This window comes from Micromonospora sp. NPDC051227 (genome assembly GCF_044455385.1).
In the GTDB taxonomy this organism is placed as follows: Bacteria; Actinomycetota; Actinomycetes; order Mycobacteriales; family Micromonosporaceae; genus Micromonospora.
Genome location: NZ_JBITET010000004.1, coordinates 721,009 through 727,035, shown reverse-complemented (window position 1 = coordinate 727,035; position 6,027 = coordinate 721,009). Strand labels below are relative to the sequence as shown.

The window sequence follows — 6,027 nt, the reverse complement described above, 5'->3', positions numbered from 1 at the left end:
GGTCCTACATCAGCCTCATCCACACAACTTGATCAACAACTCATGACACAACTATCGGGACTTCCCCTTGACACATGTCTCGGGACAGCACAGTCCTGTGCGAAACGGAAACTGTCCAAGATCTCCTCTTGCACCCAGCGGCAAGTGACGGTGACCTTGGCGAATACGTCACCGCGGCCTTCGAGGTGATCGGCGCCGCCGGTTTCAGGGGCGTTCGTCGTATCGGGTCCGGGCTTCGAAGACGCGGTCCATGTGCGTCTCGGCCCAGTTCTTGATCGCGATCATGACCGGGAACAGCTCGTGGCCGAGCGGGGTGAGCTCGTAGTCGACGCGGACCGGCACCGAGGCGGTGACCGTGCGCGTGACCAGGCCGTCGCGCTCCAGGGTGCGCAGGGTCTGGGTGAGCATCTTCTGGCTCACACCGGCGATGCGCTGGGCGAGCTCGCCGTGCCGCTGCGGGCCGTTGACGAGCGCTGGGATCACCAGGGCGACCCACTTGTCCGTGAGCCTGCTCAGCAGCTCACGGGTCGGGCACTGTTCCAGGAACGCGTCGTAGTCGCGTTTGGCCTGCTCGCGGCGTTGCGCTGCGGTCGACGTAGCCATTCGTTCCCTCCTTCGGCGCCCTAGGCACTTTGAGGTACCTACTTTCTCACAGTGCCGGGGATTCGTACGGTCGTGGTGATCACGAAGTTCCACGAAGGAGACGGCGATGCGCGCAGTCAGCTATGCAGAGTTCGGTGGGCCGGAGGTCCTGCACGTGGCCGAGGTGCCGGTGCCCGAGCCGGGGCCGGGGCAGGTGCGGGTGCGGGTCGCGGCGTCGGTTGTCCATCCGGTCGATCTGATGGTCCGCTCCGGTCGGTTCCCGGCTCCGTTGCCGAGCGGCCTGCCGTACACGCCCGGTTGGGACGTCGCCGGCAGCGTCGACACGGTCGGCCCCTCGGTTGGGGAGTTCACCATCGGCGACGAGGTCATCGGCTTCTCGCCCTGGCTGCAAACCACTGTCGGCGCCCACGCCGAGTACGTGGTTCTCGACGCCGCCTGGCTGACCTCCGCGCCCGCCGGCGTCCCCGCCACCGAGGCGGCGACCCTGCCGACCAATGGCCTCGCCGCCGCCCAGGCACTCGACCTGCTCGCGCTTCCGACGGGTTCGACAGTGCTCGTCACCGGTGCCGCCGGGCAGGTCGGTGGTTTCGTTTTGGCGCTGGCCCGGGCGGCCGGTCTGCACGCCACGGGACTGGCCGGGGCCGACGACCGCGAGTTCGTCGAGTCGCTGGGCGCGGCGTTCCTGTCGCGCACCGACGAGCCGACGGGGACGTTCGACGCGGTCATCGACCTGGCGGTGATCGGCTCGTCGCTGCTGGACCTCGTTCGGGACGGCGGCGGTTACGTGGCCGCGTCGCCCCCGCTTCGCCCGGAGCCGGTGCGCGGAATCCGGACCGTTGCGCTGGAGGTGCTACCGGACGGAACCCGGCTGGGCGAACTGGTCAAACTCGTCACCAGCGGCGACATCCCGCTCCGGGTCGCTGACGTGTACCCCTTCGCCGACACGGCGGCCGCCCACGAGCGGCTGGCCCAAGGCGGCGTACGCGGCGGCGTGGTGATCGTCCCCTGATCCGCACCTCTTGCATCTCAAGCCGCTTGAGATCGCATAGTGGGCGTCGTGGACAGAAACGAGCTGTACGCCATCGGGGATGTCGCCCGGCGGACCGGCCTGAGCGTCAGCGCCGTCCGGTACTACGCGGACGCCGGTGTCGTCACGCCGGCCACCAGCACCCCGGCCGGCCACCGCCTGTACGACGTGTCGGCCATCGCCCGGCTGGAACTGGTCCGGACGCTACGGGAACTCGACGCCGGCCTGGACGAGATCCGGCGGGTGCTCGCCGGCGAGGCGACGCTGCGCGAGCTGGCCGCCACCCACCTGGCCCTGCTGGCACGTCAGGAGGCACGGCTGCGCAGCCGGCGCGCGGTGCTGTCGGCCGTCCTTCGGCAGAACTCAACGGCCGAGCAGGTCACGCTGATGCACAAACTGGTCGGCATGTCGGACGAGGAACGCGACCGGCTGATCGACGAGTTCTGGACCGAGGTTTCCGCCGGCTGGGAGCCGCCGGAGCGGATGGTCGAGTGGTGGCGGGCGGCCCGACCGGAGCTGCCCGACCATCCCACCGCGGCCCAGTTGGAGGCGTGGATCGAGCTGGCCGAGCTGGTCCGGGACAGCGAGGTCCGGCAGGCCGTACGCCGTGAGCTGCACGAGGCGTGCACCACCGGGGCCGGGCCGCTGATGACCTCTTCGCCGATGCTGGACGCCCTGGAGGAGGGCGCGGCGATCGGCCAGCCGGTGATGGACGCGGCGCGCGAGCAGGTGCCGCCGGACTCGCCCAGGGGCCGGGAGATCGCCGACCAGTGGATCGAGTGGCTGACCGGCATCTTCGCGACACCGGACGGCCCCGGGATCCCGGACACGCCCGAGTTCCGGATCCAGGCTGCCGACCACATGCTGAAGGGCGCGGAGTGGGACCGCACGCCGCCGGAGCAGGAGGGGCCGTTCGACAGGTACATGGAGCTGGTCACCACAGTGAACGACGCACCGCCGGGTGGGTTCCCGTACGAGTGGCTGGCCGACGCACTGCGCGCGTCCGCGCTACCGGCCCGCTGATTGGCGGCACGTACCTCGGCTGGATGGCAAGGTGGACGGCTGGCCGGTGTGCCGAGGCACACCGGCCAGCCTGCTGCACCCGAAGCCGGCAATTGACACCAGGTGATCAAACTTCCGGGCTGATCACGTGTTGCTGGGCGCGGACAGCGGTCAGCCCTTGGGACTGGGGCCGAAACGGTTCGCTCCGGGCGTGCCGTCCTGTACGAAGAACACGATCAGGACGATGGCGCCCACGAGCGGCACCAGGCCGATCAGCACCCACCACCCTGTCCGGTCGGTGTCGTGCAGGCGTCGCACCGCGACAGCCAGCGTCGGCAGCAGCAACGCCAGGGAGACGACAAGGCCGATGAAACCGCTCGACGAACCCTCCACGAAGGTCAATCCCAGCGCGCTGTCCAGGATGGCGGCGGCAATACTGACAAGGACGGTGAACAGGGCGAACCACCAGTACTCAGACCGGCGGGCCCGACCCGAGAAGCCGACGTACTGGCTGAAGACCGACTTGATCGCGGTACCGAAGGACATGACTATCTCCCGTTGTCTGAGGGGTTCTCAAGGTCATCGCGAGGGCAGCCAAGCAGATCGATATCTTGGGGTCAACGGCCGAGCAGCCGAGACTCAGTAGCCGCAACGCCTACCCGCCACGATGCCTTGGCCCGTGCCCGGCTACAGCCAGCCGGCCGAGTAACCCGGAGCGGGTGCCGTGGTCCATATCCTGCTGCTCACAGCACCCCCAGGTTGATGGCCAGTTGGGTGATCGTGGCTGGGGCGGTGGGGTCGCGGGCGACCTGGGCGACCACCTCTCGCGCCGATGGCCGGTGACGGATCTCGGCGGGCGCGACGCTGTCCGCTCGCAACAGGACCCGCGCCGCGTTGGCGGGGTCGTCCGTCAGGAGGTAGGCGCGCGCCGCATCGACCAGGTGCGCGGCGCAGTGCTCGACCGGCAGCCACCGCCACCCGTCCCGCCCGATCGCCTTCTCGTGCCGGGCGACCGCCTGTGGCCCGTCGCCCACATCGACGGCGGCAGCGACCCATGCCAGTTCGACGGCCGTCGGCCCGAACGCCGTCCGGTAATGGTCCTGCCCGTCGCCCACCTGAGCGGCCAGCTCGGCGGCCTCGTCCAACAGCTCACCGACCACCCGATCGTCGCCCGCCCTGGCCGCGATCAGACCGGCCTGCACGAGCAGCGATCCCCGCAACGACATCTCCTCCGGCGTGCCCGGGGCGATCTGGGAAGCGGCGGCGAGCATGACCGGCCCTGCCCGAGCCGATGCCCGCAACACCTGACCAAGCTGCACCGCCGCGCAGGCCAACAAGACCCGGTCACCAGCGGCGGCGGACATCGCCCGATCAGCCGCCAACCAGGCGAGGCTCCCCTCGTCCAGCTTGACCAGGAGCGCCGCCGTCACGCGATACGCCTCCACCACCGCCGCCCGCCCGGCCTGCGGGTCCTGCGCATGGGCGCGATGAACCTCGGTCACCACCGTGGGCAGCAACTCGACCAGACGCGGGTACCGGGCGTGCTGGAAGATCATCCACGCATGCCGCACCTCCCGAGCCAACCGATCGGGCGACATCACCTCCCGGTCCGTCGGGCGACCAAAAGCCATTGGGTACGCCGAAAGCGCCGCCCGAATTTGCGCCACGCCCTCGCGACGCTCGGCCACCCCCGCCGGCTGGACATCACGACCGAGCAAGGCTGCGGCGTCGACCCGCAACACCGCCGCGATCTCCCGGATGGTCGACACCCGTTCCAGGGACCGGACCCCGCGCTCGACCTTGTCCACCCAGCTCTTCGACTTGCCCAACCGATCCGCGAACGACTGCTGCGACAACCTCCGCCGCACCCGCAGGTACGCGACCCGCCGACCGATCGGCACGGGATCACGGCTCACCACGCCACCGCCGATCCGGCACCGCCCGAGTCGTCTCCTGCACCGGTATGCGCTCCGCCTCGGCCTGCGCGAGCAACCGGCGCTTGGCCTCTTCCCGTTCGGCGGCATCGAGCTGCTCGCCCGTGTTGGGCGTACCGGTGTCGTCCTGGCCGCTCATTCCCACCTCCGCTGTCAGGGGCAGGTGTTCTCGCTTTGGCGACCTGTTCGTACTGGCCCCGCCCTCACCCACAGCATCGGGTGAACAGGCGGTAACAGAAAGATAGCGGGTGTCCGCTGGTCCAGCGTGCCGTCCGCTATCGAGTCACGGGCCGGTACGCCTCATACACCTCGCGGAATGCGGCTGCTTCCGCCGTCCCGGTGTGCTCGACCTTTCGGAGCACTTCCCGCGCCCGCCACCAGTTCGAGGACACCACTCGCCCCGAGCGGACCGCATCGGCGGCGACGACGCTGGCCTCGTCCGGCTGGTTGGCCGCCAACAGTGCCATCGCGAGATCCAGGCGGGCGGAAGCGGAGCGCCGTGGCCGCTCACCACCATCGCCGCGCGGATCCAATTCCGCCAAGGCAGTCCGGGCCATCTGCTCGGCGGCCGGGTCACCCACCCACGACAGCGTGGTCGCCGTGTACGCCAACGCCTTCGTCGGGTCGTACCGGTAGTGGTGCTCGGCCCGCTCGGGCACCGGCAGGTTCGCTGTCAACAGTTCCAGACGATCCAGCGCTTCACGCGTCCGCCGCACGTCACCCAAGCGCGCCCACACCCGCGCTTCCTGGGCGGTCGCCTGGATGTACGCCGAACTGCCCTGAGGCGCGACCCGCTGCGCCTGCCGCGAAAGGTCCATCGCCCGCCGGCAGTCACCCCGGGTGAGCCAGTCCCACGCCTGCGTCTCCAGACACCACGCCTGAATCTCCGGATGCTCCGCATGCTCGGCAAGAGCCATGGCCGTGCGCAGATGAGCGCCTGCGGCGGGCTGTTGCAGCAGATCGATGTGCACCGTCGCCCGCAGCACCGTAAGCCAACCACCGGCAATGACGAGCCGCCGGCGCTGCGCCAAAGTGCCACGCCCGTCGAGCAGCCGTTCCACATAAACCAACTGCCGACGCACCCTCGGAAGTAGCTCGACCGGCCGCGAGAGCGCGTACGCGCTCGCCAGGTCGTCTACTCCGGCCTCGATCCCCACGAGCGTCTCGGCGCTGACATCGCTGGCCCGTACCCGAGCCAGCAGCTCACCGGCCTCGGCGTCGTGGTCGACGGGCTGGTCCACCAGACGGACGAGTGCCCCGTCGGCTCGCAACACTTCGTCGAGGTGCCGAGCCGTGTCAGGGGTGGGGGCCTTCGCCCCGGTCTCCAGATCGTGCAGGTGGCTCTTGCCCCGATGAGCGAGCTGACCCAGCGCCCGCAGAGAGAGCCCCTTGCTGCTCCGCAGCGAGCGAAGGTGGGCACCGAAGCGCGGATCGATCTGCGACACGACGACGCCCCCAATC

General features: G+C 69.7%; 7 protein-coding genes. 2 read left to right on the top strand and 5 right to left on the bottom strand.

The features are described from left to right. Nucleotides 1-204: 204 nt before the first annotated feature. Nucleotides 205-603 (bottom strand): winged helix-turn-helix transcriptional regulator, encoded by a 399-nt coding sequence (locus ACIA47_RS14935; RefSeq protein ID WP_396708204.1) that lies wholly within the window; start codon nt 601-603, stop codon nt 205-207. A gap of 106 nt (nt 604-709) precedes the next feature. Here ACIA47_RS14935 and ACIA47_RS14930 point away from each other — a divergent pair, with 106 nt between their 5' ends. Next, nucleotides 710-1,612 carry an NADP-dependent oxidoreductase gene (locus ACIA47_RS14930; RefSeq protein ID WP_396708202.1) on the top strand — a complete coding sequence of 301 codons (903 nt, stop codon included), beginning with the start codon at nt 710-712 and terminating at the stop codon, nt 1,610-1,612. A 48-nt stretch (nt 1,613-1,660) separates the two neighbouring features. Beyond that, the gene (locus ACIA47_RS14925; protein WP_396708200.1) at nt 1,661-2,653 is read left to right on the top strand and encodes a MerR family transcriptional regulator; all 993 of its coding nucleotides are present in this window, start codon (nt 1,661-1,663) and stop codon (nt 2,651-2,653) included. A gap of 150 nt (nt 2,654-2,803) precedes the next feature. On the opposite strand, the gene ACIA47_RS14920 is transcribed toward ACIA47_RS14925, so the two are convergent. The 4 genes from ACIA47_RS14920 to ACIA47_RS14905 form a co-directional block, all read right to left on the bottom strand. Then, a complete protein-coding gene (locus ACIA47_RS14920; protein ID WP_396708198.1) occupies nt 2,804-3,178 on the bottom strand; it encodes a DUF805 domain-containing protein in 375 nt (124 codons plus the stop codon). Nucleotides 3,179-3,375: 197 nt separating this feature from the next. Next, nucleotides 3,376-4,548 carry a helix-turn-helix domain-containing protein gene (locus ACIA47_RS14915; protein WP_396708196.1) on the bottom strand — a complete coding sequence of 391 codons (1,173 nt, stop codon included), beginning with the start codon at nt 4,546-4,548 and terminating at the stop codon, nt 3,376-3,378. Continuing rightward, the gene (locus tag ACIA47_RS14910) at nt 4,538-4,705 is read right to left on the bottom strand and encodes a hypothetical protein (protein ID WP_203121286.1); all 168 of its coding nucleotides are present in this window, start codon (nt 4,703-4,705) and stop codon (nt 4,538-4,540) included. Before ACIA47_RS14910 ends, ACIA47_RS14915 begins: the two co-directional genes overlap by 11 nt. A 136-nt stretch (nt 4,706-4,841) precedes the next feature. Further along, nucleotides 4,842-6,011 (bottom strand): helix-turn-helix domain-containing protein, encoded by a 1,170-nt coding sequence (locus tag ACIA47_RS14905; RefSeq protein WP_396708194.1) that lies wholly within the window; start codon nt 6,009-6,011, stop codon nt 4,842-4,844. Nucleotides 6,012-6,027 lie beyond the last annotated feature (16 nt).